This window comes from Pseudomonas sp. LH1G9 (assembly GCF_002949975.1).
In the GTDB taxonomy this organism is placed as follows: Bacteria; Pseudomonadota; Gammaproteobacteria; order Pseudomonadales; family Pseudomonadaceae; genus Aquipseudomonas; species Aquipseudomonas veronii.
Map to the genome: position 1 here is coordinate 784,956 of NZ_CP026880.1, position 26,856 is coordinate 811,811.

Here is a 26,856-nt window from a genome sequence, read left to right on the forward strand (position 1 = left end):
CACTCATGCACATCTCTTCCGGCCGCTGGGTCTATGGCTTTTGCTTGACCCTGCTGGCCGCGCTGCTCTGGGGCATTCTTCCGGTCAAACTCAAACAAGTGTTGCAGGTGATGGACCCGATCACCGTCACCTGGTTTCGCCTGACGGTCGCCGGCAGTTGCCTGTTCGTCTATCTCGCCGCCGTCAAGCGCTTGCCCAGCCTGCGCGTGCTCGGGCCGCGCCGCGGTTGGCTGGTGGCGATGGCCGTGTGCGGGCTGGTGGGCAACTACGTGCTGTACCTGGTGGGTCTGAACATGCTCAGCCCCGGCACGGCGCAACTGGTGGTGCAGATGGGGCCGATCTTCCTGATGGTCGCCAGCGTGTTTGTGTTTAAAGAGCGCTTCAGCCTGGGCCAGGTGTTGGGCCTGGTGGTGCTGGTCATCGGCTTTGGCCTGTTCTTCAACCAGCGTCTGGTGGAGTTGCTGACGTCCCTGGGCACCTACACCGCCGGGGTACTGACGGTTCTGCTCGCCACTACTATCTGGGTGTTCTACGCCTTGGGCCAGAAGCAATTGCTGACGGTGTGGAATTCGCTGCAGGTGATGATGGTGATCTACCTGTCGTGCGCGGTGTTGCTCACGCCTTGGGCGCATCCGCTGGAGGCCCTGCAACTGAGCCCGCTGCAAGGCTGGCTGCTGCTGGCGTGCTGCATGAACACGCTGGTGGCCTACGGCGCATTTGCCGAGGCCCTGGCCCATTGGGAAGCCTCGCGGGTGAGTGCGACCCTGGCGCTGACGCCCTTGGTGACGTTTGTGGCGGTGGCCCTGGCGGCGTGGTGGTGGCCGGATTTTGTGCAGGCTGAAGAGATCAATGCGCTGGGGTATGTGGGGGCGTTGGTGGTGGTGTTGGGGTCGGCGACCGTGGCGTTGGCGCCGTCGTTGTTTGCGGGGCTCAAGGCGCGGCGGGCGCGGTTGGTGTCTTGATTGGCCCAGGTGTTTTTATCGGGTGTACGCGGGCCTAAGTGTGGGAGCGGGCTTGCGATGGCGGCCTGACAGCCGATACATATCCAACAGGTTCACCTCGTTCTAAATGTGGGAGGGGGCTTGCCCCCGATGGCGGCCTCTGGGCCGACCATTTTTTTGGGTTGAGTACATATCCGTTTCTTTGGTAACGGCTGCTATGGGTTCCGCTCTTACAGCGGGTCACTTTTGGAAAAGAGCCCCAAAAGTAACCAAAAGGGCTCTTGCCCCACCACTCGGCACCTCGCCTAGGCTCGGTGTGCCCGAACGCAGGCTTGAATCCGTGGGCCGCCGTCATGGGCCATCCATGGCCCAGGACGGCTAACCCGGCGTCCTGCCGGGTTACCCACGGATTCAAACCTGCGTTCGGCCAGCGTGGTTTAACGGGGCGCCTAAGATCAAGATCAAAAGCAGATCAAGAGCAAGATCAAGAGCAAAGCAAAAGCACGTGCTATGCGCTTATTGTCCGGCCTCCAGCATGTTTTCCGGGCGTACCCATTGGTCGAACTGTTCGTCGGTGAGGTAGCCCAGGGCCAGCGCGGCTTCCCTCAGGGTCAGGCCTTCGGCGTAAGCCTTTTTGGCGATCTGCGCCGATTTGTCGTAGCCGATGTGTGGGTTGAGCGCGGTCACCAGCATCAGCCCGCGTTCCAGGTGCGCGGCCATTTGTTCGGCGTCGGGCTCGAGGCCGGTGATGCAGTGTTCCTGGAAGTTGTTGCAGCCGTCGGCCAGCAAGCGGATCGATTCCAGCAGGTTGTGGATGATCACCGGTTTGTACACGTTCAACTGCAAATGCCCCTGGCTGGCGGCAATGCCGATGGTCACGTCGTTGCCCAGGACCTGGCAGGCGAGCATCGACAGCGCTTCGCACTGGGTCGGGTTGACCTTGCCGGGCATGATCGAGCTGCCCGGTTCGTTGGCCGGCAGTTTGACTTCCGCCAGCCCGGCGCGCGGGCCGGAGCCGAGCAGGCGCAGGTCGTTGGCGATTTTCATCAGGGCCACGGCCAGGGTTTTCAGGGCGCCGTGCAGCGTCACCAGCGGTTCGTGGCCGGAGAGGGCGGCGAATTTGTTGGGTGCGGTCACGAACGGCAAACCCGACAAGGCTGCCAGCTCGGCGGCAATCGCCTCGCCAAAGCCGTGGGGCGAATTGAGCCCGGTGCCGACGGCGGTGCCGCCCTGGGCCAGCTCGCACACCTGGGGCAGGGCGCTGCGGATCGCGCGTTCGGCGTAATCGAGCTGGGCGATGAACGCCGAGAGTTCCTGGCCAAAGGTGATCGGCGTGGCATCCATCATGTGGGTGCGACCGGTCTTCACCAGCTTCATATGCCGCGCCGACAATTCCGCCAGCCCGCCGGACAGGTGCGTGATCGCTGGCAACAGTCGCTGGTTGACCGCCTGCACCGCCGCGATGCTCATCGCGGTGGGGAAGCAGTCGTTGGAACTCTGGGAGCGGTTCACATGGTCGTTCGGATGCACCGGGCTCTTGCCGCCGCGCGTCTTGCCCGACAGCTCGTTGGCACGCCCGGCGATCACTTCGTTGGCGTTCATGTTGCTCTGGGTGCCGCTGCCGGTCTGCCACACCACCAGCGGGAACTGGTCGTCATGCTGGCCGTCGAGCACTTCGTCGGCGGCCTGTTCGATCAGGCGCGCAATGTCGGCGGGCAGGTCGCCGTTGCGGCTGTTGACCCGGGCGGCGGCTTTCTTGATCAGGGCCAGGGCGTGCAACACCGCCAGGGGCATGCGCTGCTCACCGATGGCGAAGTTCACCAGCGAGCGTTGGGTCTGCGCGCCCCAGTAAGCATCATCCGGGACTTGGACTTCTCCCAGGCTGTCGGTTTCGATACGGCTCATCGGGCACACTCCTTCAGGTTCGTTTGCGCAGTTTAGGCCGTGATCGGCCCTGGGGGTTCCATAAAAGCCGTTTCATCGGATTCATCCACCGCAAATCCATGCCTGACAAGCGGTGGGGTTGAGCCATGGCGTTTTTTAGGCGCAGAATGGGCGCCCTTGGGGTCTTACCTCGCCTGCTAGAAAAGGAAACTTGATGACTCGTCTTCGTGCCATCTGTACCGCGGTTGCTCTGGTTTGCGCCAGCGGCCAGGTTTTTGCCGATACCGCCAGCCACAACGCCAGTGCCGAAGCCTTCCTTACCCTGGCCCACGCTGACAAGCTGGGGACCCCGGTGTACATGCAAGTGCAGCAAATGTTCGCCCAGCGTTTCGAACAGACCAAAGCGCCTGCCGCCAAGCAGTCCGTACTGGACAGCTACCAGGCCAAGGCCAACGCCGCCCTGGACCAGGCCATCGGCTGGCCAAAACTGAAACCGGACATGGTCAAGCTCTACACCAGCAACTTCAGCGAATCCGAACTCAAGGATCTGGTTGCCTTCTACCAGTCGCCGCTGGGCAAGAAAGTCCTGGAAAAAATGCCGCAACTGACCCAGCAATCGGCCCAGATGACCCAGGCCAAGCTGGAAAGCGCCGTGCCGGTGGTGAACAAGTTGTTGGAAGACATGACCAACGAGCTGACACCTAAAGCCGCCGCACCGGCCAAGAAGAAGTAAGCAGGAATGACCATGCAACAGCGTATCGAAACGGCGCTTGCCGCCCTGGGCCCGGACCACCTGAGCGTGCTGGACGAAAGCCACATGCACAGCCGTGGGTTGCAGACCCACTTCAAGGCCGTGCTGGTCAGCCAGCAGTTCGAAGGGCTTAACCGCGTCAAGCGCCACCAGAAGGTCTACGCCACCCTGGGTGACCTGATGAGCGAGTTTCATGCGCTGGCGCTGCATACCTATACGCCTGAGGAATGGGCGAAAACCGACGCAGCCCCGGCCTCGCCGACCTGCGCTGGCGGCCATTGACGGGTTGATGTTGAATCTACTGTAGGAGCGAGCTTGCTCGCGAAAAAACTCAGAGCGCCGCTGGGCGTCAGGTTATCCGTGTCATCGTTCACGACCTTCGCGAGCAAGCTCGCTCCTACAGTTAACGGTTCATCCCTGATAGAATCCGCAACGCGCCGCTTAGCCGGCGCGTTTTTTTTGCATCCGGTTCACCCCTTACGAGGGTAGCCACCTGGAGAGAACACCCATGACTCAACCGATTGTCGTGGCGGCACTGTATAAGTTCGTCACCCTTGAAGATTACGTCGCCCTGCGCGAGCCCCTGCTGCAGGCGATGGTCGACAACGGCATCAAAGGCACCTTGCTGATCGCCGAAGAAGGCATCAACGGCACCGTTTCCGGCAGCCGCGAAGGCATTGATGGCTTGATGGCCTGGCTGAAGAACGACCCGCGCATGGTCGATATCGACCACAAAGAGTCGTACTGCGACGAGCAGCCGTTCTATCGCACCAAGGTCAAGCTCAAGAAAGAGATCGTGACCCTGGGCGTCGAAGGCGTCGACCCGAACAAAAAAGTCGGCACCTATGTCGAGCCGCAGGACTGGAACGCGCTGATCAGCGACCCGCAAGTGCTGTTGATCGATACGCGTAACGACTATGAGGTGTCCATCGGCACCTTTGAAGGCGCGATCGACCCGAAAACCACCAGTTTTCGCGAATTTCCCGACTACATCAAAGCCAACTTCGACCCGGCCAAGCACAAGAAAGTCGCCATGTTCTGCACTGGCGGCATTCGTTGCGAGAAGGCCTCCAGCTATATGCTCAGCGAAGGCTTCGATGAGGTTTACCACCTCAAGGGCGGCATCCTGAAGTACCTCGAAGAGGTGCCGCAGGCCGAGACCAAATGGCAGGGCGACTGCTTTGTGTTCGACAACCGCGTCACTGTGCGCCACGACTTGAGCGAAGGCGACTACGATCAATGTCATGCCTGTCGCACACCGGTTAGTGTGGAAGACCGCGCATCCGAGCACTACGTGGCAGGCATCAGTTGCCCGCATTGCTGGGATAAGCTGCCGGAGAAAACCCGTCGCAGCGCGATCGACCGGCAAAAGCAGATTGAATTGGCCAAGGCTCGCAATATGCCGCACCCGATTGGCTACAACTACAAGCAAACCCCTTCCGAGGCCTGAACCATGTCCGCGCGCCTGCTCTACATAATGGACCCGATGTGTTCCTGGTGCTGGGGCTTTGCTCCGGTAGCCGAGGCGTTGGTCGAGCAGGCCCGGGCGGCCGGCGTGGAGCTGCACCTGGTGGTGGGCGGCTTGCGCACCGGCAGCGGCGCGGCGCTGGACCCGTCGACCCGGCGCTATATCCTGGAACACTGGCAGGCGGTCACCGACGCCACCGGGCAGACGTTCAAGCATGAAGGCGCGCTGCCCGACGGTTTTGTCTACGACACTGAGCCGGCGTGCCGCGCCATCGTCACCGCGCGCAGCCTGGCGCCGGATTGCGCGTGGAAGCTGCTGGGGCTGATCCAGCATGCGTTTTATGTCGAGGGGCGCGACGTGACCCTCGCCAGTATTCTGGTGGAGCTGGCGGAAAAAGCCGGCATACCGCGTATCGAGTTCGCCGGGGCGTTTGACCGCGCCGAGCAGCACGCCGCCACCGCTGCCGATTTCACCTGGGTGCAGGATTTGGGGATCGCCGGTTTTCCGACGTTGCTGGCCGAGCGCAATGGCCAGTTGGCCTTGCTGACCAATGGCTACCAGCCGCTGTCCGAGCTGTCGCCGCTGCTCGGTCGCTGGCTGGAGCGAGCCGCCTGTGCCTGATCAGCCTGACACAGAGCCCTCCCACCGCGTCGATCGACTGACCTGGGCGGAAATCCGCCGCCTGGCCTTGCGTCACAAGAAATCCCTGTGGATCGCCAATGGTGTCGCCGTACTGGCGACCCTGTGCAGCGTGCCCATCCCCCTGTTGTTGCCCTTGCTGGTCGACGAAGTGCTGCTGGGCCATGGCGATGCCGCGCTCAAGGTAATGAACCACGCGCTGCCCCTGGGCTGGCAGAAAGCCGCCGGTTATATCGGCCTGATGCTGCTGGTGACGCTGGCCCTGCGCTGTGGTGCGCTGGTGTTCAACGTGGTGCAGGCGCGCTTGTTTGCGCGGCTGGCCAAGGACATCGTCTACCGCATCCGCGTGCGTCTGATCGAGCGGCTCAAGCGTATTTCCCTCGGCGAGTACGAAAGCCTCGGCAGCGGCACCGTCACCACGCACCTGGTCACCGACCTGGACACGCTGGACAAATTCGTCGGCGAAACCCTCAGCCGTTTCCTGGTGGCCATGCTGACCCTGGTCGGCACCTCGGCGATTCTGGTGTGGATGCACTGGCAACTGGCGTTGCTGATCCTGCTGTTCAACCCGCTGGTGATCTATGCCACGGTGCAGTTGGGCAAGCGCGTCAAACACCTGAAAAAACTGGAAAACGACAGCACTTCGCGCTTCACCCAGGCGTTGACCGAAACCCTCGACGCCATCCAGGAAGTGCGTGCCGGCAATCGCCAGGGCTTTTTCCTCGGGCGCCTCGGCCAGCGCGCCCAGGAAGTGCGTGACTATGCTATCCACTCCCAATGGAAAACCGACGCCTCCAGCCGCGCCAGCGGTTTGCTGTTCCAGTTCGGGATCGATATTTTTCGCGCGGCGGCCATGCTCACCGTGCTGTTTTCCGACCTGTCCATCGGCCAGATGCTCGCCGTGTTCAGCTACCTGTGGTTCATGATCGGCCCGGTGGAGCAGTTGTTGAACCTGCAATATGCCTACTACGCGGCGGGCGGGGCGCTGACGCGGATCAACGAGCTGCTCGCCCGTGCCGATGAGCCGCAATATGTCGGCGGCGCAGACCCGTTCACTGGGCGCGAAACGGTCGGCATCGACGTGCGTGGCCTGACGTTCGGCTATGGCGAAGAGCGGGTGCTCGACCAGTTGAACCTCAGCATCGAACCTGGTGAGAAGGTCGCGATTGTCGGCGCCAGCGGCGGCGGTAAAAGTACCCTGGTGCAACTGCTGCTGGGGTTGTATACACCGCAGGCCGGCAGTATTCGTTTCGGTGGTGCAACCCAGCAGGAAATCGGCCTGGAGACCATCCGCGAGCACGTCGCGGTGGTGCTGCAACACCCCGCGCTGTTCAACGATACCGTGCGTGCCAACCTGACCATGGGCCGCAACCGCAGTGACCAGGCGTGTTGGCAGGCCCTGGAAATCGCCCAGTTGGAGGCGACCGTCAAGGCGTTGCCTCTGGGCCTGGACAGTGTGGTGGGGCGCTCTGGCGTGCGCTTTTCCGGCGGCCAGCGCCAACGCCTGGCGATTGCGCGCATGGTCTTGGCCGAGCCGAAGGTGGTGATCCTGGATGAGGCAACCTCGGCCCTGGACGCCGCCACCGAGTACAACCTGCACCAGGCGTTGGCGCGGTTTCTCAGTGGGCGGACTACACTGATTATTGCCCATCGGCTTTCGGCGGTGAAACAAGCTGATCGGGTGCTGGTGTTCGACGGTGGGCATATCGCCGAGGACGGCGACCATCAGCAACTGATCGCGGAGGGTGGCTTGTACGCCAAACTTTACGGGCACTTGCAACAAGTGCGTTGATTTAGCCTACGCTGTGCTATTAGGAGCGGATGTTCGCGTGCGTATTCAGCTGTGCATGTGCAAGGGACTTCATGAAGCAGAAGCGGACTCTCGGAACGCCAAGGTTGTTGGGCATTGTCTGGCCCTTTATTGCCGTCGTATTGTTCCAGGCATTATTAGGCTGTGTCAGTCTGTATGTGCTTTCAGCGGTGCGCGTCTATGTGGGCGGCGAAAGCCTGTGGTCCAAGGGCCAGAAAGACGCCATCTACTATCTGACGCTGTACGCCGATAATCGCGACGAAGCCACCTACCTCAAATACCAGCAAGCCATTGCCGTGCCCCAGGGCGGGCATGAACTGCGTGTCGCCCTGGACCGTCCCGCCCCCGACCTCAAGGCGGCGCGCGAGGGGATCATCAAGGGTGGCAACCACCCGGACGACGTCTCCAGCGTGATCTGGCTGTACCTCAACTTTCGCCATTTCAGCTACCTGGAGAAAGCCATCGAACTGTGGACCGTGGGCGATGGCTACCTGGTCCAGCTGGATGATTTGGCCCGGTCGATGCACCGGGCGATCACCGCGGGTCAGGTCCATGACGACGATGTGCGGCAATGGAAGGCGCATATCTTTGCCATCAACGACGGCGTGACGCCGGCGGCCAAGGCGTTCAGCGATGCCTTGGGTGAAGGCTCGCGCGTCGTCCTGCGGCTGTTGCTGATCACCAACCTGGCCACGGCCTTGTGCCTGATCGCCCTGGCGCTGCTGCGTACCCACAAGTTGTTGGCGCAGCGGCACGCGTTCGCCGATGCCCTGCAAGTGGAGAAGGAGCGGGCACAGATCACCCTGGAGTCGATCGGCGATGGGGTGATCACTACCGATGTCGATGGCGCCATTGCCTACATGAACCCGGCCGCCGAGGCCCTGACGCGCTGGACGTCGGCCCATGCCCAGGGCCTGCCCCTGGCGGCACTGTTCAACCTGCTGGATGAAAATGCTCAGCCCGATGGTTTTGCGCTGATCGAGCACATCACCAAGGGCCGCTTGAGCGGCGGCAGCGAACACTCCAAAACCATCCAGCGTCTGGACGGCAGCACTGTTTCGGTGACCCTGGTGGGCGCGCCGATCCGCAGCGCCGGCAAAGTCAGCGGCGCGGTGCTGGTGCTGCACGACATGACCCAGGAACGTCAGTACATCGCCAACCTGTCGTGGCAAGCGACCCATGACGCGTTGACCGGCCTGGCCAACCGTCGCGAGTTCGAGTTCCGCCTGGAACAGGTGCTGCAACAGGTCGCGCGTGAGCACAGCGGGCGGCATGCCTTGATGTTCCTCGACCTGGACCAGTTCAAGCTGGTCAACGACACCTGCGGCCATGCGGCAGGCGACGAGCTGTTGCGGCATATCTGCGCACTGTTGCAATCGGATCTGCGTGAAGGTGACACCCTGGCGCGACTGGGGGGCGACGAGTTCGGCATCCTGTTGGAGAACTGCCCGGCGTCGGTGGCGGAAAAAATCGCCGAAAGCCTGCGCCACACGGTGCAGAACCTGCATTTCGTGTGGAAGGGCCGGCCGTTCATGACCACCGTCAGCATTGGCCTGGTGCATATCTCCCAGGTGCCGACCACCCTGGAAACATCGCTGCGCGCCGCCGACATGGCCTGCTATATGGCCAAGGAAAAGGGCCGCAACCGCGTGCAGGTCTACCACGCGGACGACTCCGAGCTGTCCTTGCGCTTTGGCGAGATGGCCTGGGTGCAGCGCCTGCACATGGCCCTGGAAGAAAACCGCTTTTGCCTGTACTCCCAGGAAATCGCGCCCCTGGGGCCCACCGACGCCGACAATGGGCACATTGAAATCCTCCTGCGCCTGCATGACGAGGCCGGCCGCATCATTCTGCCCGACAGTTTCATTCCGGCCGCCGAACGTTACGGGTTGATGAGTTCCCTGGATCGCTGGGTGGTGGACAACGTGTTCAACCTGATTGCCCGTTGCATGCATGAGCGCCCGGGCCGGCCCATGGCAATGTGTGCGATTAATCTGTCAGGCATAACGATTGGTGATGACGCTTTTCTCGGTTTTTTGCGCGAGAAGTTCGCGGCTTACAGTGTTCCGCCAGAAATGATTTGTTTTGAAATAACTGAGACCTGCGCTATTGCCAATTTGGGCAGTGCGATTCGCTTTATTAATGAACTCAAAGCCTTAGGTTGCCATTTCTCACTGGATGACTTCTGCGCCGGAATGTCCTCATTCGCTTATCTGAAACATTTACCTGTAGACTTCCTGAAGATCGATGGAAGTTTCGTAAAGGATATGCTGGACGACCCGATTAACCGCGCCATGGTCGAAGTGATCAACCACATCGGCCACGTCATGGGTAAGCGCACAATTGCTGAGTTTGTTGAAACGCCGCACATCGAACAGGCATTGCTTGAGATTGGTGTGGATTACGCTCAGGGCTATGTGATTGAACGCCCGCAATTGTTTACCTTTGATAGTTTGCAGTGTCGACCTGTGCGGCCGCAGCCTCTGTTATTCAAGGCGCCCGGCACATTCCGCTGAAACATTTGCTGGTCTGTACAATCACACTTAAAAAGGAGCCTTACAGTGATCGACACCTTCAACCGAACCGGCCCGCTTATGGAAGCCTCGAGTTACCCCGCCTGGGCTCAGCAATTGATCCAGGACTGTAGCGAGAGCAAGCGCCGAGTTGTCGAACACGAACTGTATCAGCGCATGCGTGATAACACGCTGAGCGCCAAGACCATGCGCCAATACCTGATCGGTGGCTGGCCGGTGGTCGAACAGTTTGCCTTATATATGGCACAGAACCTCACCAAGACCAAGTTTGCCCGTCATCCTGGCGAGGATATGGCGCGGCGTTGGCTGATGCGCAATATTCGGGTGGAATTGAACCACGCCGATTACTGGCTGCATTGGGCCCGCGCCCACGGCGTCAGCCTCGAAGACCTGCAAGCACAGAACGTACCCCCGGAATTGCATGCACTGAGCCATTGGTGCTGGCACACCAGTTCGGCCGATTCGTTGATCGTTGCGATCGCCGCCACCAACTATGCTATCGAGGGCGCGACGGGGGAGTGGTCCGCGTTGGTGTGCTCCACCGGCGTTTATGCGGCAGCCTTCCCCGAGGAAGACCGCAAGCGCGCGATGAAGTGGCTGAAGATGCATGCCCAGTACGACGACGCCCACCCTTGGGAAGCGCTGGAAATCGTCTGCACCCTGGCCGGTACGAACCCCAGCCGACAACTGCAGGCAGAGCTGCGCCAGGCCGTGTGCAAGAGCTACAACTACATGTACCTGTTCCTGGAAAACTGCATGCGCCTGGAGAAAGACAAACCGGCGGCCGCGCCTGTTCGCGAGCGCCTGGTGCGCGTCGCCAGCGAAGCGTGATGTGAAACGCGTGGCGGGGGTTTACCCCGCCATTGCCAAGCGGTTGCGACCTTCGCGCTTGGCCACATACAAGGCGCTGTCGGCCCGACGCAACAGGCTTTCGGCAGACTCGGCAGGCAACAACGTCGAGCAGCCCAGGCTCACCGTCAGATCGATGCGTATGTCATCCGCCCAATATTCCTGGGCCTGTGCCGCCTGGCGCAGGCGCTCGCCGACGACCGCCGCCGCATCCCGGCCGGTGTTGGAGAGCAGGATCAGGAACTCTTCCCCGCCAAAGCGGAACACCATGTCCACATTGCGCAACTGGCCCTTGATCGACGCAGCCACGGCGCGCAGTACCTTGTCGCCGGCCGCGTGGCCGTGAGTGTCGTTGATGCGTTTGAAGTGATCGATGTCGAGCATCAGCAGGGACAACGGGGTCGAGTGTCGTCGCGCCATGTCGATTTCCCGCTGCAGGGTCTGGTCCATGGCGATGCGGTTGCCGGTTTCGGTCAACGGGTCACGCAGGGCGCTGCGGGTCGCGGCGCGATAGAGCAGGGCGTTACGCATCGGGTAGAGCAGGGTGGCCAGCAGCGATTCGAGTTGACTCAGTTCTTCTTCCATCAAGCGTTGGTTGCGACGGAATACCAGCTCGCCCAGATGTTCGCCTTCATGGCTCAAGGCGTAGCTCACCGAATGATGGCCGCGATGGCCGAATTCCAGGCGCAGGTCACTGGCCTGATGGCTGTAGTGCAGAGCGTCCAGGGGCACCAGGCGCTGGATCTCGCGAAAGAACAGACCGAGGATGCGTTGCGGTTCCAGGCTGGTCTGCAGTTGCAGGCCCAGTTGTTGGCGCAGTTGAGCAACCGTGGTGGGGCGGTGCGAGAGAGGGGATGGCTGACTAAAGCCCAGGCGTTGCAATTTGGCACTGTCGAAGTCAATTGCGTGGAGCTGGGGCGGGGTTTTCATAAGCAGTCGGCCTCTAAGCACTTAGCTGTCTTACAGGCTCGATGAGAGTGGCGAGTGCCAAGCGTCTTACTGTTCCTTCAGTTCCGTAAAACATTGGAAACAGTTTAAACCGCTTTGCCAGGGGTTATAACCCTTGGGCACTGCCACACGTCTTGTCATCGCTTAACCTGCTTGAAAGGGCTAGAGCGAGATTCATGCCACTTTGTTTTATTTTTAATAAAATCCTTATAAATCAAAGGCTGTTTATGGGGTAAAAAACAGCCATGGCGAAAGGATGTCAGTTATTTGGCAGGTGACGGCGGTTTACCCGCCGTACTGAACCAGCGTGGTGGCGTCGATCTGCTCGATCGACGTCACGCCGGTCAGCGTCATGGCCACACGCATTTCCTTGGCGAAGATATCCAACAGGTTTTCCACCCCGTGCTGGCCATCGGCGGCCAACGCATAGGCGGTCGAACGTCCCAACAGGCATGCCTTGGCGCCCAGGGCGAGCATGCGTACCACGTCGAGCCCGGAGCGGATGCCGGAGTCCACCAGCACCGTCAGGTCATCGCCGACTGCCTGGGCAATGGGCGGCAGTGCCTTGGCGGTGGAGAGCACGCCGTCCAACTGGCGGCCGCCATGGTTGGAGACCACGATACCATCGGCGCCGAAGCTCACTGCGTCCTTGGCGTCCTGCGGGTCGAGGATGCCCTTGATGATCATCGGGCCTTTCCAGAACTCGCGTATCCACTCCAAGTCTTTCCAACTGATCGACGGGTCGAAGTTGTTGGCCAGCCAACCGACGTAATCTTCGAGGGTGGTGGGCTTGCCCAGGTACTTGGAGATATTGCCCAGGTCGTGCGGGCGGCCCAGCACGCCGACATCCCAGGCCCATTGTGGCTTGGTGACGGCTTGCAGCATCCGGCGCGCCGAGGCATACGGCCCGGACATGCCCGAGTGTGCGTCGCGGTAACGCGCGCCCGGCGTCGGCATATCGACGGTGAACACCAGCGTCGTCACCCCGGCGGCCTGCGCCCGTTCCAGCGCGTTACGCATAAAGCCGCGGTCCTTGAGCACATAGAGCTGGAACCAGATCGACTGCGCGCTTTGCGACGCCACTTCCTCGATCGAACACACCGACACCGTCGACAGACAGAAGGGAATCCCCTTGTTGGCCGCCGCCTTGGCCGCCTGCACCTCGCCGCGCCGTGCGTACATACCGGTCAAGCCAACGGGGCTGAGGATGATCGGCATGGCATGTTCCTGACTGAACAGCGTGGTCTTCAAGCTCAGGCTATCCACGTTGCGCAGAATGCGTTGGCGCAGGCTGATCTCGGCCAGGTCCGAACTGTTGGCGCGCATCGTGTGTTCGGCGTAGGCGCCACCGTCGATGTAGTCGAACAGGAAGCGCGGCAGCTTGCGCCTGGCGGCGGCACGGTAATCGGATGCCGACGAAATGATCATGAGCAGTGACTCCACAGGGCAAAGGGGGGTTACGGTAAGCAAACTTCTGGCATGATAAAAACAACTTTTATCGCTAGTGCCCAGTCGCAAAAGGAATACCGATGAACCTGAGAACACTGCGTGTCTTCGTCGAGGTGGTGCGCCAGGGCGGGTTTTCCCAGGCGGCGCAGGTGGTGTCGCTGACCCAGTCGACGGTGAGCAAGGCCGTCAAGACCCTGGAAGAAGAACTGGGCGCGCCGCTGCTTAATCGTCTTGGGCATAAGAACGAACTTACCGCCGCAGGCGAAATTGCCTACCGCCGCGCCCTGGTGCTGCTCGCCGAACGCAGCGATCTGGTCGCCGAGATCAACGACCTGCGCGACCTCAAGCGCGGCGTGCTGCGCATCGGCCTGCCGCCGGTGGGATGCGGCGTGTTGTTCGCGTCTATGTTCGCCACCTACCGCAACCGCTACCCGGACATCGATATCGAACTCACCGAGCACGGCAGCAAAAAACTGCACGAATGTCTGGAAGCCGGGGAGGTCGACCTGGCGGCCCTGTTGCTGCCGGTAGACGATGGCTTCGACTACCAGCCCGTGCGCAATGAGCCGCTGATGGCCGTGCTGCCCATGAGCCATGCGCTCGCGCGGCGCCAGCGCATCGACTTCACCGACCTCGCGGATTCACCGTTCATTCTGTTCGAAGCCGGTTTTGCCCTGAACGCATTAATCCTCGCCGCCTGCGAACGCAAGGGCGTGATGCCCCGCGTCACCGCCCGTAGTGGGCAGATCGACTTCATCGTCGACCTGGTGGCGGCAGGGCTGGGCGTCGCCTTCCTGCCACGCATGCTCGCGCACAAGCACCAGCACGCCGGCATCGCCCTGATCCCCTTGGACGAACCCCACACCGACTGGCACATCGCCCTGGCCTGGCGCGCCAGCGCCCACCTGCCACCTGCAGCGCGCGCCTGGCTGGACCTGGCCAAGGAAATGGCCCACGCAGGGTAAAAGCCGAACGGGTTATCCGATTGCGTTCGGCAATGCCAGGTAGTGCTTGACTTGTCCTTTTTAATCAGTAACATACGCTGAATTCCGCGATAGCTCAGTTGGTAGAGCAAATGACTGTTAATCATTGGGTCCCTGGTTCGAGTCCAGGTCGTGGAGCCAGATAGGAAAAAGCCTGCAGCGATGCAGGCTTTTTTTTGCCTTGGATTTTTCCGGGGTGATCAAAGCGCACAGCGTGACCAGCATGAATGCGTCTCTAATCCTACGATTCAGAGGTAAATATCATGAAAGTCGCTGCAGTCGTTTCAACCAAAGGCGGGCCGGGTAAAACCACGGTCGGCGTCAATCTGGGCGCGTTCTGCGCCGATGCAGGGATCCGCACCCTGCTCATTGATCTGGATAATCAGCCGTCTCTGTCCTCATTCTATGCGCTATCGCATGAGGCGCCTGGTGGAACCTATCAACTGATCGCGAATAACGAGACTCGGGCCGACCAGGTCATTTCGCAGACCTGCATTCCTAATCTCTCATTGATCCATTCCAATGATCCGTTCAATCAGCTGGGAAATTTGTTGCTCCATGCTGCTGACGGGCGCCTTCGTCTCAAGAATCTGCTGCCGGCTTTCGAGCAGGACTTTGATCTGATTCTGATCGATACCCAAGGAGCTCGCTCCATCGTGCTGGAGATGGCCTTGCTTGGGGCACAAATGGCTATTTCGCCCATCACCCCGGATATGCTGACTGCACGAGAGTTTCAGCGTGGAATGCTCCAGCTCTATCGAGATCTTGAGCCGTTGGCAGCGCTGGGTGCAGAGACGCCAATGTTGAATGTCGTGATCAACAAGCTTGATGCAACCAACGATGCAAACCTGATCTATCACACGCTAACCGAAACTTTTTCTGATCATCCGAAGGTCCAGATGATCCAGACCACGATCCCGGCCGCCTCGCGTTTGAATTCAGGGGAAAAGGTACGGCGTTGTTTGGTCATCTGACACCTCGTTCTGGCGAGCATTCTCGCCTAAATGGGTGTCCGGTTTCATTAGACCACTACAGCGCAAACTATGAGTGCTGTTCGGGCTACCGGAAATGGCCCGGCGCTCGCGACTAGATCCGATGGTGCCTCGTTGCATCAAACGACAGTTAACGGTGTTAAAGTTGAGGTGATCAAGGTGGGGGATCGCGTTACTGCTGGCTATCCTTGTGGCAGAGGATGCACGGATCCAACGAAATTTTGATAGGTGAAATATGTTTAAAGAGTATGAATTTTTGCTGGATTCGATAGGGTCAGAAGATTATTGGTCGGATGTAGGTATTGATATCGCAGCCTCCAAAATCTCTCAGTTTGATAGTTTGAGTTGGGGTGAACTTGAGTATGCGCTTTCAGTGAAGTCTGAAATGTGGCGAGGTCGGTGCGCGGAGTCCCTTGGGGACTCGAATGATGAGCGGGCTCTGCGTATTCTGTTAGCGCTTCTAAAGGCTGAGGAGGAATCGGTTGTCATTCATGCAATTGAATCAATTGAATCAATTTTTTTAGCTGGCTATATTTTCGATAAGTCGCAGGCCATACTCGCTCTAAATGAGGGTTTTAAGGAAGGGAATCGAACGTTAAAGCTAATGAAGACTACATTGGCTAAGAAGTTAAGTGAGTAGTAATTGTGGAGAAAGGAAGAACGAGGTAGATGACGCGCAAATCCTAGTGCCGGTGCTCTATCTAGCCCGGGCCGACAATCGCCTCGCGCCGAGGGGCGGGTTGATCGCCGGTAACAATCCGAACCTGATAGCCGGTGAAGATCTGCTTAACGCCGGCGCGCCGTGTGCTACCAATAACCTGTCGGCGAATTCCAGCAACGACCTTTCCAACAGCGGCCTGATCGGAATTTAAATAAAACTGAGAATCATCTGGCCGGCCTCCCCACCTCACGGAGGTGGCGCAAAATTCAACGTGCGAACTTAGACTTTTGCTGAGGAGGCCGTGATGAAATTCTGTGGCATAGACCTGCATTCGAACAACAGCGTTGTCGTGGTAACCGACGAAACGGACAGAGTCTTGGTGAGCCGACGCTGTCCCAATGAGCTCACGCCGATCCTCTCACTGCTCGAACCACACCGTGACGAGTTGGTCGGTGTGGTGGTCGAGTCGACGTACAACTGGTATTGGCTGGTCGATGGCCTTATGGCCGCGGGCATGGACGTTAAACTGGCAAACCCGGTGGCGATGAGGCGCTACGACGGTTTGAAGCATTCAGACGACAAGGATGATGCGGTATTTCTCGCGCATTTGCTGCGACTCGGGATTCTACCGACGGGCTATATTCATCCGCCTCAGGAGCGTGCGTTGAGAGACTTGGCGCGTAAACGCATTCAACTGGTGCGCACAAGAACCCAGCATATCCTGGCTGTCGAGAACATTGCCGCACGCCAGTTCGGCCATGGTTTTAGCTGCAATGAAATCAAAGGCTTTTCTGCCGCATCCGTTGACAGGCTGGGCCTGCCAACAGATGTGGCTTTGGCAATGAACGCCAATGTGGCGGTCATCCAGACGCTTGAAGCGCAGATCGCCGGGCTTGAAGCGCGACTGCTTCAACAGGCCAAATTACGACCTGAGTATTTGTTGCTAAAAACGATGCCAAGCGTCGGTGAAGTACTGGCAACAGTCATCATGTTGGAAACCGGTGACATAGGACGTTTTGCAGAGGTCGGTCACTTTGCCTCCTATGCTCGGTGCGTAAAAAGTGCGCGCTACTCCAACGGCAAAAAGAAGGGTGAAGGCAACGCCAAAAACGGTAACGCGTACCTGATCTGGGCCTTTATTGAAGCGGCCAATTTTGCGCGGCGATTTAGTGACGATGCCAAACGTTTTTTTGAGAAAAAGAAAGCCAAGACCAATGGCGTGGTGGCGACTAAAGCACTGGCTCACAAGCTAGCGCGAGCGACCTACCACATCCTTAAGGAGAAGCAGCCTTTTGACGCTAAACGCTGTTTCGCCTGAAGGGCGAGTCAGGTGATGATCGGGCAACCGAAAGGGGACTGGACGTGAGCCAAAAATCCGAGTGGCGTCCGATCATCACTGCCTGAGTGCGTTGTAACCGGGTCGTCCGCTAAGTGAGCCAGTAAAGACTGGACGTGCGCTTTGCGCACGAGCCACAGTTCTGTGACACGTTTTGGACACATTGGCGGTACCAACGTTTCTCTGGGGCAGTTCACTGCCAGGGCGGTGCGTGTTGTGTTGCTACCGCTTGATCCATATGGGTGTCAGGCACGACTCGGTCGTAGCCATTGATGAGAAAACGGGTACGACGGGTTCAACCGAGCAGGTTGAGACAAAGGGAAACCCTACAGTTAAAAGCTGCAGGGCGAGTTGGCTTTTAGCCTTGACTTGAGACCGGCTAATGGGTGTCTCCTTTTGCTGCTTTTGCTCCGCTTCAGGTTTGGAGAGATATTAGAATGCTAAGGGATCAGGCCTGATATGCGTCCTGATGACGAGGAGGAAATATGCGGGCAGTTGAAAGGGCTTTTGAGGGCGTTGAAAAGCTTTCCATTATTTCCGATTTTGATTTTTATAATCTAAATCTGATGCAGGGGCTCAGCTTGCAGCGTGAAAATACGGGAGAGGCAATTGAAACTTACAAGGTTAGTCTGGAGATGCTTTATGCGTCTGAACAGTCGGAGTTTGAAGTTGTTTTAGCGTTTACGGGGGTTCGTCGCTTAAAAGTTCCTGATGTGTGTGGAAGTTTTTACTTAAGCGAACTTGAAATGGAAGCTGTCTCAGCTGATCAGCTTGAGGGCGTTAAATACAGGCTGAAAGACTATGGAGGCACAGGGTTTGAAGTGCTTGCTCGAGGATTTTCAGTTGTAAGCTGCAAGTCGCGTCAGTGACGCTGGGCCGAGTGGTGTTTACGTGAATGTTCTGCCATCGAAACACAGGGGCGCGCGCCGGTCCATGAGCTGACTTCGGCCGCCTCCTTTTCCTGCAGTTCATTGCTTTGCCACGCTTTGACAAGCTAATCCAACACGACTAACTTTCCTGGCGTGCTCGCTCATGCGGCTCACGCTATGCAGTATCCTTACATCTCTACCACGTTCTTCCGTGGCACCGTTGCGATCAAATGACTGTTAATCATTGGGTCCCTGGTTCGAGTCCAGGTCGTAAGCCAGATAGAGAAAAGCCTGCAGCGATGCAGGCTTTTTTTTTGCCTTGGATTTCGCCAGGGCGATCAAAACGCACAGCGTGACCAGCATGAATGCGTCTCTGATCCTACGATTCAGAGGTAAGCCCTATGAAAGTCGCTGCAGTCGTTTCAACCAAAGACAGGCCGGGTAAAACTGTCAGTCGCGACAGGCAGAGATCAGCCAGAAGCTGTCACTTAGTATCATTCGAAATGTCAGAATCGTAGAGAATACGAGCATCGCGAAAACCTTCGGCGTTCTCTGCTACCCACATCCACAATGGAATCATCCGCGCTAGCAGGCCCCGTCCCAGCTCGGATAATTCGTAGTCGACACGTGGCGGCACCTCGTTGTAATCCCGGCGTAGAACCAGGCCGTCTCTTTCCAGCTGGCGCAAGCTGCGGGTCAACATCCGCTGCGTCACGCCACTCATGCGCCTGGCTATCTCCGCATGCCGCAGCCGTCCCTCCACTCCTAGTGTGTGGACGATTCCCAGCGACCAGCGATTACCTGCATGGGTGAGAACTTCCCGCTTCAAACCATCATCTTCTGCGCTGAGCGCTTCGCATGCAGCTTGCGACTGCCTAATGATTTCTTCGTTGTCCATTCGCCCCCCAGGATCACTCGTGTACCTACTTATGGGCAGGCTCCAATGGTGACAGGATAACGCTCACTCACGTTGATCTGCACATTGGAGAACATTCATGCAAGCGCCAAAACCAGTGGAAACCGACAACATTCTGGTGCTGGGGGCCGGTGAACTCGGCATGTCCGTGCTGCGCGAGTTGGCCAGGGCTGTGCCAAACAAGAAGGATGCAGGCGTTCGTCTTAGCGTGCTTCTGCGTCCAGCGGCGGCCGTGATTCAAGACGCTTCTAAAGCGCACGCCATTGAAGAACTCCGTGGGCTGGGCGTATCCATTTTGCAGGCTGACGTCATTAACGATTCAGTTGAGGAACTTGCCGAGCATTTCGCCCGATTCGACACGATCATCAGTTGCGTAGGTTTTATCGCCGGTGCCGGCACCCAACTGAAACTCACCCGTGCTGTGCTTCAGGCACGTGTAAAACGCTACGTGCCGTGGCAGTTTGGCGTGGACTACGACGTGATTGGCAAAGGCAGTGCGCAGGATTTGTTTGATGAGCAACTTGAGGTCCGTGAACTACTGCGTGCGCAGCGCACAACCGAATGGATCATCGTCTCCACAGGGATGTTTACAAGCTTCTTGTTCGAGCCGGCGTTTGGCGTGGTTGACCTGGCAAAAAACACTGTTCATGCGCTAGGCAGTTGGGATACTCAGGTCACCGTTACTACGCCAGAAGATATAGGGATGCTGACGGCGAAGATTGTGTTCGCCAAGCCTCGCCTTGCCAATCAGGTGGTCTTCGTGGCCGGAGACACTCTGACCTACGCACAGTTGGCGGATGCGATTGATGCAAGACTCAACCGCACGGTATCTCGCATCGAATGGAGCGTTCCCAAATTGAAGAGCGATCTCGATGCTGCTCCGAATGACCAGCTAAGCAAGTACCGAGCTGTGTTCGCTGAAGGTAAAGGAGTCGCTTGGGATAAGAGCCAGACCTTCAACGCCGCACACGGTATTGATCTGACGACGACGGCCGGTTGGATTGAGCAGAACCTGAAGTGAATGGGGCGGTCTGCCAGATGTCTAGTCCTGAAATAGGTTTACACCTATTTCAGGACTAGACAGGGTTGACCCAACAACCAAAGCGCCCAGCGTGATTTGCATGAAGCTGTCTCTGATCCTTCGATTCAGAGGTAAGCCCCATGAAAGTCACTGCAGTCGTTTCGCCTGGCCACGGCCTAGGTAAAGCTGCACTCACGAGCGACTACCGGAAAGTGAGCAGGGTATTGGCGGTGTCGCGCGGTATCCATAAGACTCCTTCATGGGTAGTGGCGCGTTATAGCAACGCTTGGCCCGGCATAAATCCCTGCCCTGGTGCCAGCCACCGGCATGCCCGGGCTACAGGTTGCGGGCGATGTTCAGCGCAGCGTAACTCTGGGCTACCGGCATGATTTCCACCGAGTTGATGTTCACGTGCGGCGGCTGGCCTGCGATCCACACCACCGTGTTGGCCAGATCCTCAGGGCGGATTGCCTCCACGTCGCGGTACAGCGCGTTCACCGCGTCCTGGTCACCGGCCAGGCGTACCAGTGAAAATTCCGTGCCCGAGCACAGCCCCGGCTCGATGTTGCTGACCCGTACCCTGGTGCCTGCGAGGTCTGCGCGCAGGTTCAGGCTGAACTGTTTAACGAAGGCCTTGCTGGCGCCATATACGTTGCCGCCCGGGTAGGGATACGTGCCGGCAATGGAGCCGATGTTGATGATCAGCCCGTTGTTAGCTTCCACCATGGCCGGCAGCAGCTTGTGGGTGACCATGGCCAGGCCGGTGACGTTCGTGGCGATCATGCGTTCCCAGTTCTTGGCATCGGCGCTCTGGGCGCGGTCGATACCCAGTGCCAGGCCGGCGTTGTTCACCAGCAGGTCGATGTGCAGCGACGAGTCGCGAATCGATTCGCAAGCCGCGTCCAGCGAGGCGGCGTCTGTCACGTCCAGGGGCAGGGCAATGAAGTGCTCGCCCAGTTCGCGCTTCAGTTCCGCCAATTTATCTGCGCGGCGGGCGCCGCCGATCACGCGGTAATTGTCAGCGATCAATGCGCGGCAGATGGCTTTGCCGAAGCCAGCGGAAGCGCCGGTCACAAATGCAGTTTTCATCAGGTTCTCCTTGAGGGTTGAATCAAGCCAGGTACTTCACGCCAAGGCTGGCGAACAGGCAAAGCATCGAAAGCACCAGCACCTTGCGCACAACATCGTTGCCTTTACGGATGGCCAGGGCGCTGCCTATGTGGTTGCCCAGGATGTTGCAGGCCACTAGTGGCAGGGCCAGCAGGTACACCACCTTACCGGCCACAATGAAGGCGACCAGCGCGCCAATGTTGGAGGCGAAGTTGAAGCTTTTCGAGTTGGCCGAGCTGGACACCAGGTCCATCTTCAGCAGGTAGTGGAAGGCGATGATGAACATGCTGCCAGTGCCCGGCCCGAAAAAGCCGTCGTAGAAACCGATGACCAAGCAGGTCAGGGGCACTACGGTGAAGAGCATGCGGTTGCTGAGTGTGTGCTCTTGTACCGGCCGGTCCTTGGGCGTGAGAAAGATCAAGATGCCAAGAGGGATAAGCGCCAGGATGATCTTGCCCACGGTTTCCGGGGAAATCGACACGATCAGGTGGGCGCCCATGTAAGCGCCCAGCAGCGCGAACGGCACGCCCACCAGCGCCACTTTCCACACCATCTTGCTGTTGGCGAAGAAGTTGCGGATGGCGGCCAGAGTGCCTAGGGTGCTGACCAGCTTTTCCTGGCCCAGCGCTACCTGCGGCGGTAGCCCTACCAGCAGGAAACCAGGCACTAGGAACAGCCCGCCCCCCCGGCAATGCTGTCTACGAAGCCGGCGACAAAAGCGATTGTGCCCAGCAGCATGATGGCCAGTATCCAGTGCTGGGCCCAGAACGATCCGAGTAATTCCATGGTGGTACCTGTTTAGTCAATGTGGCGATCAGGAAAGGACTTCGTAAAGGTGGTCGGCGCGGCTGTGGTGGCGTCGACTGCGGTCTTGAGGTTTGCGCTTTCCATTTCAGGTGAAGTTCCATATTTTGATGTGGATGGGTAAAAAATATTGAATCGATGCAATCATTCTAATTCCTTGAAATAAATCGACTCAATATGTTTTTGATACCTAAATTGACATTGTTTCGCTTGACTGATCATAACCTAATGATTTTATTGATTTTAATTGGCAATAAAATCTGCAGCAGCTGCTGCCGGACTGCACTTTCCCTCCGCGATGGCGCAGATGCTCCGTGCAAAATTCGGTCGCGTTGCCTTGCGGTGACGGCTGAAGTCTTGTGTTACGGTAGAAAATCAATGACATGTATTTGATCGGTGTAATGTTTTGAATCGACTAATATTGAGTCGATTGTTGTGCGATTACGCTTATGAAAAATTTCATGGTAGGATTTCGCGCTTCAGTTGTTTCTGGTGTCGTTCCTATGTGGGTTCCTGAATACAGCGGCCATGGCCAGCCGGTTTACTTGATGATCGCCGACGCACTGGCGCGTGACATCGCTTCCGGGCACTTGGCCGCGGGCGAGCGCCTGCCCACCCTCAAGGAGCTGGCTGAGGCGTTGAAAGTGACGCCGGGCACCATAGGCCGCTCCTACGACGAGGCGGCCAAGCGAGGGCTGGTGATCGGGGAAGTGGGACGGGGCACATTCGTGCTGCCGACCCGCGGTGTCTTGGCGCCGGTGGCCAGACTCGGCGTTGCCTCCAAGGTAGATACCGGGCAGATAGACCTGTCGATCATCAAGCCCTGCGACGCCGGCATGAGCGACTGGCTGCGAGGAGCAATCGAGGAGTTGGCGCAGGCGCCCGAGTTGGGGTCGATCCTGGATTACGTCACCGACGGCGGCCATTCCGTGCATAAGGAGGCCGGGGCGTTGTGGGTGCAGCGCTGCCTGCCGGACGCCAACGCCCAACAAATCGTGTTGACGGCCGGTGCCCAACACGGCTTGCTGGTGGCCATCGGCGGCCTGTCCAGCGTCGGCGATATGATTTTGTGTGAGGAATATTGCTATCCAGGGATCATCTCCCTGGCCCACAGTCTGGGTCGTCGCCTGCACGGGGTGCAGGTCGATGAGTACGGCCTGGTGCCGGCGGCGCTGCGGGCCGCGTGCATTGAGCACCGGCCCACGCTGCTGGTGACGGTGGCCACGCACCAGAACCCCACCAACTCGATCATGCCCGAATCGCGTCGCCTGGAAATCGCCGAGATCGCCCGCGAGTTTGACCTGTACGTCATCGATGATGATATCTACGGCTTTCTTGAGACACGCCCCGCGCACAAGCCGTTGTCGGCCTATGCCCCGGAGCGCTCGGTATACCTGACCAGCCTGTCCAAGAGCTTGCTACCGGCCCTGCGCATCGGTTACCTGTACGCGCCGCCGCAAACCCTATCGCGGCTGTCGTCCATGGTGCGCAGCAGTGTGTGGATGCCGTCGCCGCTAATGGCCCAATTGGCCAGCAACCTGATCACCAGTGGCCGTGGGGCGCAATTGGTGCGTGTGCAACAGGAGGAAGCCGCGGAGCGCCAGCGCCTGGCGCGGCAGCTACTGGGCTCGTACGACATTCGCACCCAACCCAACAGCTTCCATGTGTGGCTCGAATTGCCCGAGCCCTGGACCAGCGACGAGTTCGCCAACCTCGCGCGCGCCAACGGCGTGATCGTGGTCAGTGGCAGCCAGTTCCTGGCCCAGCGCAGCGCCAGCACCCGTGGGGTACGCATCGCCCTGATGGGCCCTAGCCGTGCGGAGTTGGGGTTTGCGTTGACCAAGTTGGTCAGCCTGCTGGCTGCGCCGGAGCCGCGGTTGTTTTATTGATTGTTGTGGGGAGGTCGGCGGGAGGCCTGAAGGCGATTGTCTTGAGGTCTTTTGCGCTCTCAAGATTGAGCGCCGCTCGTGCGACGTTCCTCGGCTCACCTTCTCTGTCACGAGAGTTGGCAAGCCGGATGTCAGCCTAGTCCCGTCATGATACGACTCGCCCAAAACCTTGCGCGGCCAGTCACCCATTCGGCTTCGCGGTTTTTTAGCGTTCTTGTGATCTAGCTGCCCATCGTCGGATGGCTTTCTTTGCCGTTGGCGATATTTTTTAGCCATATGGCGGAGGGGGGAGGGCATGATTCCGGCGAGCAAAACCCTACAAGCAACAGCATACGATCCGGCCAGGCCTTTACCGCTGCTGTTTGGTGAAGGCACGAAACTCAAGACCACCAGCGCATTTGAGCTTCATTCGATGATGGAGAAAGGATTTCCGTCGGAGTTGGTAATCGCCCCCGCTACGTGACCACCATGTGTTTTCGAAGGTGCTCGGGCTTTCGGATCGAACAGTGCAGCGGCGAACCTAAGCGGTGACAAATGAATGCCCTGCTATTATAATTTGATTATCATTGATCGATTTAGGCGACAGGCAATTCCATGGAAAACAAGACTGCACGACTGACTGTGCTCATTGATCCCGTCAAGAAAAAAGCCCTTGAGGAGCTTTGCGCGTCTCAGGACCTGACACCTTCTCAGGTCGTTCGTCAGCTGATTCGGGACTACCTCGAGACGCATGGCGTGTCCTACGCGACCAAAAGCAAAATTGCGGCCAATGCCAAGTAATTCATCCCTGTATGAGCGGGCACGACAAGTGCCTGCTCATCGCGCGTCATTCACTGCCTCCTACGTCTCGCCCTGACTCTCGTTGATCTGGGCATGGCTGACCAGTGCGCCATTGAAGTCCGCATGATAATGCTGTGAACCGAGCACCTGAAGAATCCCGGCCCGGTCGAGTTTGCCAAGCACTTTCTCATTGGCTTCACACAGCTTTACGACAATGCCGCGCTTGTGCAGTTGCTCAATGACTTCGAGCAGCGTTTGCAACCCCGTGATGTCCATGAACGGCACGCGCTTCAGGCGAATAATCAACGTTCTGGGATCGGTGTGCGTTTGCGCCAAAACACGTTCAAAGGTTTCTGCGGCGCCAAAGAACAGAGGCCCCTCGATGGTGTAGACCAAAACACCGGGAGGAAGATGTGCATGTCCATTTGTACGCAACTCTGCCTCCAGCTCATCTTCGACCATTAGCTGTACCTCGACAGAGGACGCCATGCGACGCATGAATTGCAGCATGGCAAGAATCACCCCAATGTTCACGGCGATCGTCAGGTCACTGAATACGGTCAGGCCGAAGGTGATTAGCAGGATGGCAACGTCGGCTTTGGGCGCGCGTTTGACCATGCGCTTGAAGTGCTTCAGTTCGCTCATGTTGTAAGCGACCACGAACAAGATCGCCGCCAATGCGCAAAGCGGGATATCCGAAGCCAGCGGCGCCAGAAAGAAGATCAGCAAAATCAACGTGAGGGAGTGGGCAATGCCCGCGATTGGGCTATTGCCGCCATTGCGGATGTTGGTGGCCGTTCGAGCGATCGCCCCTGTCGCAGCGAAGCCACCGAACAGAGGGGTGACCAGGTTGGCAATGCCTTGTCCGATCAACTCCTGATTGGAGTCATGTTTGGTGCCGGCCATCCCGTCGGCGACAATTGCCGACAATAGTGACTCGATAGCCCCAAGCATCGCGATTGCAAACGCAGGGCCAATCAACTCAATGACCTGGGGCAGCGTTATTGCTGGAAGGCCGATTTGGGGAAGGCCTTGAGGAATGCCCCCAAATGCACTGCCGATCGTGGCCACGCCGTCGAACTGAAAATAGGCATGTAATGCCGTGACCACGACCATCGCGATCAGCGGGCCGGGAACACGCTTTAAACCCGGCAGTTTAGGCGCAAGGATCACCAGCGCCAGGCTCAGCAGGGCCAACAGTGTCGTGGGTACATGAAGGTTGGGGAATGCCTGGATGAGGTGCCACAGCCGCTGGTGGAAGTGCTCGCCACTGATTTTCGGCAAGCCCAGAAAGTCTTTCCATTGCCCGACCCAAATGATCACCCCGATGCCGGCGGTGAATCCCACAATCACCGGGTCAGGGATGAACTTGATGAGTGCGCCAAGTTTGGTGATGCCGAGCAGCAATAAAATTGCCCCGGCCATCATTGTCGCGACCTGCAAGCCATCAACGCCGTACTTGGCTGTCACGCTGGCCAGAATGACGATGAATGCGCCTGTGGGGCCCGCAATCTGCAGCCGGCTTCCGCCGAACAGCGAAACCAGCAAACCACCCACAATGGCTGTGTAGATCCCCTGTTCCGGCTTGACGCCGGAGGCGATCGCAAATGCCATGGCCAAGGGCAGCGCCACGACGCCGACGATGATCCCTGAGACGATATTTCCAAGCCAATGCTCGCGCCCTAACAAGCCCGCTTTCCAAGCTTCTCGTATCGCAATCATGACTAGCCTCGTTCTGGTGGCATGTGCATACTATTCACACGTTATGATAATAGCAAAGCAATTGGCCTAGCCTCGGTACAACACCGGCGACGCTCTAGATTCAGTGCTCAGAGAGCTGAGCCCTATGCTCGGAGACCGCGCATGAAACGCGAAGATGTCAAAACCAAACACGGGGAAGGCATGCACTTCGACACGCATGTGATAGCCAACCCGGCCAACACGCACGAGTGGATCATTCTTTTCAAAAAGGATGCCGGGAGAAGCTATTTTCTGGTCAATGACAACGAGGAAGTGGAGTCATTTGGACGCCTCGATGATCTGATCCATGAGCTTCGCGAGCTGGGTATCAAATCTGCCGAAGTACATTTCTGACAGCCACCCTCAGAAAGGTTGAGCAGGTCAGTAAAGATTGAGTTCTGTTAAAGAAAGAATCGACGCCCCCCATCCTTTTTCGCGATCGCCTGACACGGATCAACGCTGATCCGGCCCCATGAGCCGCG

At 58.5% G+C, this 26,856-nt stretch carries 25 protein-coding genes, 1 tRNA gene and 3 pseudogenes; 20 read left to right on the forward strand and 9 right to left on the reverse strand.

Annotated features, from left to right (window positions below; all coding sequences use genetic code 11):
• The first annotated feature begins 5 nt into the window (after positions 1–5).
• Positions 6–962, forward strand: coding sequence for a DMT family transporter (locus tag C5F70_RS03685; protein ID WP_017845864.1), 957 nt, complete (start codon positions 6–8; stop codon positions 960–962).
• Positions 963–1,457: 495 nt separating this feature from the next.
• On the opposite strand, the gene C5F70_RS03695 is transcribed toward C5F70_RS03685, so the two are convergent.
• Positions 1,458–2,846 carry a class II fumarate hydratase gene (locus C5F70_RS03695; RefSeq protein WP_046483948.1) on the reverse strand — a complete coding sequence of 463 codons (1,389 nt, stop codon included), beginning with the start codon at positions 2,844–2,846 and terminating at the stop codon, positions 1,458–1,460.
• A 193-nt stretch (positions 2,847–3,039) separates the two neighbouring features.
• Between C5F70_RS03695 and C5F70_RS03700 the strand changes: the two genes are divergently transcribed.
• Positions 3,040–3,558 carry a DUF2059 domain-containing protein gene (locus C5F70_RS03700; RefSeq protein WP_010567461.1) on the forward strand — a complete coding sequence of 173 codons (519 nt, stop codon included), beginning with the start codon at positions 3,040–3,042 and terminating at the stop codon, positions 3,556–3,558.
• A gap of 6 nt (positions 3,559–3,564) precedes the next feature.
• The gene (locus C5F70_RS03705; protein WP_026139887.1) at positions 3,565–3,858 is read left to right on the forward strand and encodes a BolA family transcriptional regulator; all 294 of its coding nucleotides are present in this window, start codon (positions 3,565–3,567) and stop codon (positions 3,856–3,858) included.
• A gap of 17 nt (positions 3,859–3,875) precedes the next feature.
• Here C5F70_RS03705 and C5F70_RS30945 read toward each other — a convergent pair.
• Positions 3,876–3,998: pseudogene (locus tag C5F70_RS30945) on the reverse strand (outer membrane lipoprotein carrier protein LolA); the annotation flags it as partial.
• Between the two features lie 86 nt (positions 3,999–4,084).
• Here C5F70_RS30945 and C5F70_RS03710 point away from each other — a divergent pair.
• The 5 genes from C5F70_RS03710 to C5F70_RS03730 all read left to right on the forward strand — a co-directional run bounded on the left by C5F70_RS03710 (position 4,085) and on the right by C5F70_RS03730 (position 10,858).
• Entirely contained in the window at positions 4,085–5,026 is a 942-nt protein-coding gene (locus C5F70_RS03710) for a rhodanese-related sulfurtransferase (protein WP_017845867.1), read from the forward strand.
• A gap of 36 nt (positions 5,027–5,062) precedes the next feature.
• On the forward strand, positions 5,063–5,665 hold the full coding sequence (locus C5F70_RS03715) for a DsbA family protein (protein ID WP_169883702.1): 603 nt from the start codon (positions 5,063–5,065) through the stop codon (positions 5,663–5,665).
• Complete coding sequence (locus C5F70_RS03720; RefSeq protein WP_046382588.1) at positions 5,658–7,475, forward strand: ABC transporter ATP-binding protein; 1,818 nt, start codon at positions 5,658–5,660, stop codon at positions 7,473–7,475. Before C5F70_RS03715 ends, C5F70_RS03720 begins: the two co-directional genes overlap by 8 nt.
• 71 nt (positions 7,476–7,546) lie before the next feature.
• Entirely contained in the window at positions 7,547–10,009 is a 2,463-nt protein-coding gene (locus tag C5F70_RS03725; protein ID WP_079444414.1) for an EAL domain-containing protein, read from the forward strand.
• A 78-nt stretch (positions 10,010–10,087) separates the two neighbouring features.
• The gene (locus C5F70_RS03730; RefSeq protein ID WP_186355089.1) at positions 10,088–10,858 is read left to right on the forward strand and encodes a TenA family transcriptional regulator; all 771 of its coding nucleotides are present in this window, start codon (positions 10,088–10,090) and stop codon (positions 10,856–10,858) included.
• Between the two features lie 21 nt (positions 10,859–10,879).
• On the opposite strand, the gene C5F70_RS03735 is transcribed toward C5F70_RS03730, so the two are convergent.
• Both C5F70_RS03735 and lldD read right to left on the reverse strand, forming a co-directional pair.
• Positions 10,880–11,806 (reverse strand): GGDEF domain-containing protein, encoded by a 927-nt coding sequence (locus C5F70_RS03735; RefSeq protein WP_017845872.1) that lies wholly within the window; start codon positions 11,804–11,806, stop codon positions 10,880–10,882.
• Between the two features lie 303 nt (positions 11,807–12,109).
• The gene (gene lldD, locus C5F70_RS03740; RefSeq protein WP_017845873.1) at positions 12,110–13,252 is read right to left on the reverse strand and encodes an FMN-dependent L-lactate dehydrogenase LldD; all 1,143 of its coding nucleotides are present in this window, start codon (positions 13,250–13,252) and stop codon (positions 12,110–12,112) included.
• Positions 13,253–13,353: 101 nt separating this feature from the next.
• On the opposite strand from lldD, the gene C5F70_RS03745 reads away from it, so the two are divergent.
• The 7 genes and pseudogenes from C5F70_RS03745 (at position 13,354) to C5F70_RS03775 (ending at position 18,114) form a co-directional block, all read left to right on the forward strand.
• Positions 13,354–14,238 carry a LysR family transcriptional regulator gene (locus C5F70_RS03745; RefSeq protein ID WP_017845874.1) on the forward strand — a complete coding sequence of 295 codons (885 nt, stop codon included), beginning with the start codon at positions 13,354–13,356 and terminating at the stop codon, positions 14,236–14,238.
• Positions 14,239–14,321: 83 nt separating this feature from the next.
• A tRNA-Asn gene (locus tag C5F70_RS03750) sits at positions 14,322–14,397 on the forward strand.
• Positions 14,398–14,519: 122 nt separating this feature from the next.
• The gene (locus tag C5F70_RS03755) at positions 14,520–15,230 is read left to right on the forward strand and encodes a ParA family protein (RefSeq protein ID WP_017845875.1); all 711 of its coding nucleotides are present in this window, start codon (positions 14,520–14,522) and stop codon (positions 15,228–15,230) included.
• Positions 15,231–15,483: 253 nt separating this feature from the next.
• On the forward strand, positions 15,484–15,888 hold the full coding sequence (locus C5F70_RS03760) for a hypothetical protein (protein WP_046483935.1): 405 nt from the start codon (positions 15,484–15,486) through the stop codon (positions 15,886–15,888).
• A gap of 40 nt (positions 15,889–15,928) precedes the next feature.
• Positions 15,929–16,111, forward strand: a pseudogene (locus tag C5F70_RS31425) (hypothetical protein); the annotation flags it as partial.
• A 102-nt stretch (positions 16,112–16,213) separates the two neighbouring features.
• Positions 16,214–17,227 (forward strand): IS110 family transposase, encoded by a 1,014-nt coding sequence (locus C5F70_RS03770; protein WP_017845878.1) that lies wholly within the window; start codon positions 16,214–16,216, stop codon positions 17,225–17,227.
• A 503-nt stretch (positions 17,228–17,730) separates the two neighbouring features.
• Positions 17,731–18,114 (forward strand): hypothetical protein, encoded by a 384-nt coding sequence (locus C5F70_RS03775; RefSeq protein WP_017845879.1) that lies wholly within the window; start codon positions 17,731–17,733, stop codon positions 18,112–18,114.
• A gap of 237 nt (positions 18,115–18,351) precedes the next feature.
• Here the strand turns inward: C5F70_RS03775 and C5F70_RS30950 are convergent, their stop codons facing one another.
• Entirely contained in the window at positions 18,352–18,477 is a 126-nt protein-coding gene (locus C5F70_RS30950; protein ID WP_256588354.1) for a hypothetical protein, read from the reverse strand.
• A gap of 121 nt (positions 18,478–18,598) precedes the next feature.
• Positions 18,599–19,012, reverse strand: a complete 414-nt coding sequence (locus C5F70_RS03780; RefSeq protein ID WP_017845881.1) for a helix-turn-helix domain-containing protein — start codon at positions 19,010–19,012, stop codon at positions 18,599–18,601.
• Positions 19,013–19,109: 97 nt separating this feature from the next.
• On the opposite strand from C5F70_RS03780, the gene C5F70_RS03785 reads away from it, so the two are divergent.
• Positions 19,110–20,051: an aromatic alcohol reductase gene (locus tag C5F70_RS03785; RefSeq protein ID WP_017845882.1), complete on the forward strand. Its 942-nt coding sequence runs from the start codon at positions 19,110–19,112 to the stop codon at positions 20,049–20,051.
• 336 nt (positions 20,052–20,387) lie between these two features.
• Here C5F70_RS03785 and C5F70_RS03790 read toward each other — a convergent pair whose 3' ends face one another.
• Together C5F70_RS03790 and C5F70_RS03795 are read right to left on the reverse strand one after the other, a co-directional pair.
• On the reverse strand, positions 20,388–21,140 hold the full coding sequence (locus C5F70_RS03790) for an SDR family NAD(P)-dependent oxidoreductase (RefSeq protein ID WP_017845883.1): 753 nt from the start codon (positions 21,138–21,140) through the stop codon (positions 20,388–20,390).
• A 22-nt stretch (positions 21,141–21,162) separates the two neighbouring features.
• Positions 21,163–21,947 (reverse strand): annotated as a pseudogene (locus tag C5F70_RS03795) (sulfite exporter TauE/SafE family protein).
• Between the two features lie 521 nt (positions 21,948–22,468).
• Here C5F70_RS03795 and C5F70_RS03800 point away from each other — a divergent pair.
• The 3 genes from C5F70_RS03800 (at position 22,469) to C5F70_RS03805 (ending at position 24,634) form a co-directional block, all read left to right on the forward strand.
• Entirely contained in the window at positions 22,469–23,854 is a 1,386-nt protein-coding gene (locus tag C5F70_RS03800) for a PLP-dependent aminotransferase family protein (protein WP_017845885.1), read from the forward strand.
• A gap of 295 nt (positions 23,855–24,149) precedes the next feature.
• Complete coding sequence (locus C5F70_RS30475; protein ID WP_017845886.1) at positions 24,150–24,317, forward strand: hypothetical protein; 168 nt, start codon at positions 24,150–24,152, stop codon at positions 24,315–24,317.
• Positions 24,318–24,448: 131 nt separating this feature from the next.
• Complete coding sequence (locus C5F70_RS03805; protein WP_017845887.1) at positions 24,449–24,634, forward strand: ribbon-helix-helix protein, CopG family; 186 nt, start codon at positions 24,449–24,451, stop codon at positions 24,632–24,634.
• A 60-nt stretch (positions 24,635–24,694) separates the two neighbouring features.
• Here C5F70_RS03805 and C5F70_RS03810 read toward each other — a convergent pair whose 3' ends face one another.
• On the reverse strand, positions 24,695–26,356 hold the full coding sequence (locus C5F70_RS03810) for a SulP family inorganic anion transporter (RefSeq protein WP_104902737.1): 1,662 nt from the start codon (positions 26,354–26,356) through the stop codon (positions 24,695–24,697).
• Positions 26,357–26,497: 141 nt separating this feature from the next.
• Here C5F70_RS03810 and C5F70_RS03815 point away from each other — a divergent pair, with 141 nt between their 5' ends.
• Positions 26,498–26,728, forward strand: a complete 231-nt coding sequence (locus C5F70_RS03815) for a hypothetical protein (protein WP_017845889.1) — start codon at positions 26,498–26,500, stop codon at positions 26,726–26,728.
• Positions 26,729–26,856 lie beyond the last annotated feature (128 nt).